Here is a 2152-nt window from a genome sequence, read left to right as displayed (position 1 = left end):
AATCCGATGGCGAGCAGCTAATCGCCCAGTGTTGGTGACCAGGCGCTGTAACTAATGTGCCCGCTCAAACTCGCCATCGTCGGCCTGGGCAAGATCGCGCGCGATCAACATCTCCCTGCGATGGCCTCCAATCCCAAAAACAAACTGGTGGCGGTTGCCAGCCCGAACAACAAACTTGACGGCGTGCCCAGCTACCCCGACCTCGAAACTGCGTTGCGCGAGCAGCCGGAGATCGAAGCGGTGTCGTTGTGCTGCACGCCGCAGGTTCGTTACGAGATCGCGCGGTTCGCGTTGGAACAAAATCGTCACGTGATGCTGGAGAAGCCGCCGGGCGCGACGTTGAATGAAGTCGCCGCGTTGGTAGATCTGGCACAACAGAAGCAGCTTGCTCTGTTTGCTACCTGGCATTCGCGCGAAGCTGCCGCCGTCGAGCCGGCGCGTGACTGGCTGGTCGGTCGCAAGATTCTCAAGGTGGTGGTGACGTGGAAGGAAGATGTACGCGTGTGGCATCCCGGTCAGGCGTGGATTTGGAAGGCCGGCGGGCTCGGCGTGTTCGACCCGGGGATCAACGCACTCTCCATCATCACTCGCATTCTGCCGCAGCCGCTGGTGCTGAAAGACGCCGAGCTGCACTTCCCCTCTAATTGTGAAACGCCCATCGCCGCCGAGCTGAGCTTGCAAGGGCCCGGCGGTTTGCCGGTACGCGCAGAATTCGATTTCCGCCAGACCGGCCCGCAAAGCTGGGATATCGACATCGACACCGACGACGGCCATCTGCTGCTCTCCAAGGGTGGCTCAGTAATGCACGTCGACGGCAAAGCGATGGTCTCGGCGCCAGATCGCGAGTACGCGAATCTGTATGCGCGTTTCGCACCGTTGGTTCGCGAGCGACACATGGATGTCGATCTCGCCGCCTTCCGCTTGGTCGCCGATGCGTTCCTGTGCGGCCGGCGAACCATGGTCGATCCCTTCATCGAATAGAGGACAACAAGATGCCGATTCTTCAGGGGGCCCTCCGCCTGACCGCCGCGCTCGGTCTGGCGACTCTCGGTTTGGTGCCATTCACCGCCGGCGCAGCGGAATCGGTTGCTGTGTCGGTGACGGTCGATGCCAGCAAACCTGGCGCCGTCATCGATAAAAACATTTACGGCCAGTTCGCCGAGCATCTCGGCCACGGCATCTACGAAGGCATTTGGGTCGGTGAAGGCTCAGCGATTCCCAACACGCGCGGCTATCGCAACGACGTGGTCGCGGCGCTGAAGAAACTCAAAGTACCTGTGGTTCGTTGGCCTGGCGGCTGCTTCGCCGATGAATATCACTGGCGCGAAGGCATCGGCCCGCGCGACCAGCGCCCCGTGAAAGTGAACACGCACTGGGGCGCGGTCGAAGAGCCGAACTCCTTCGGCACGCATGAGTTTCTCGACTTCGCCGAGTTGATCGGCGCGGACGCGTATGTGTCCGGCAACGTCGGCTCTGGCAGCCCGCAGGAAATGGCCGAATGGGTCGAGTACATCACCTCCGACACCAAATCGACGCTCGCTGAGTTACGTCGCAAGAACGGACGACAGAAGCCCTGGAAGCTGCCCTACTTCGGCGTCGGCAATGAAACGTGGGGCTGCGGCGGCAACATGCGGCCGGAATATTTCGCGGACCTGTACAAACAGTTCGCCACGTTCGTCAAAGCCCCCCGTGACAATCGACCTTTGAAGATCGCCAGCGGCGCGAATGTGGATGACTATCACTGGACGGAAGTGCTGCTGTCGCAGGCGGCCAAGCATATGGATGCTTATTCACTTCACTACTACACCTTTCCGGGTCGGTGGGAGAACAAGGGGCCTGCCATTGGCTTCACTGAAGATGCCTGGGCGTCGACGTTGAATCATGCTTTGCGCATGGATGAGTTAGTGACCAAGCACTCGGCCATCATGGATAAGCATGACCCGGATAAGAAGGTGGCTCTGTATGTCGATGAGTGGGGCACCTGGTACGACCCGGAGGCGGGTCGAAATCCTGGCTTCCTCTACCAACAAAACACTTTGCGGGATGCTCTGGTCGCGTCGTTGACGCTGGATATTTTTCATCGTCACGCTGAGCGAGTGAAGATGACCAACATCGCGCAGATGGTCAATGTGTTACAGGCGATGATTCTTAC

Annotated in this window: 2 protein-coding genes; both read left to right on the top strand. The window is 59.7% G+C overall.

The genetic code is table 11. The features are described from left to right. The first annotated feature begins 54 nt into the window (after nt 1-54). Entirely contained in the window at nt 55-981 is a 927-nt protein-coding gene (locus JNL55_RS29830) for a Gfo/Idh/MocA family protein (RefSeq protein ID WP_293863202.1), read from the top strand. Between the two features lie 11 nt (nt 982-992). Beyond that, nucleotides 993-2152 (top strand): alpha-N-arabinofuranosidase (locus JNL55_RS29825; protein ID WP_293863200.1); only part of this gene is annotated, 1160 nt, incomplete at its 3' end.

Origin of the sequence: Steroidobacter sp., from assembly GCF_016790065.1 — a bacterium.
Classification (GTDB): Bacteria; Pseudomonadota; Gammaproteobacteria; order Steroidobacterales; family Steroidobacteraceae; genus Steroidobacter.
The sequence above is the reverse complement of the archived record's forward strand: the minus strand, read 5'-3'. Positions and strand labels throughout refer to the sequence as shown.

Bases quoted from the DNA above. Each gene is read 5' to 3' on its own strand.
- JNL55_RS29830 (WP_293863202.1), top strand. From the start codon at position 55: ATGTGCCCGCTCAAACTCGCCATCGTCGGCCTGGGCAAGATCGCGCGC.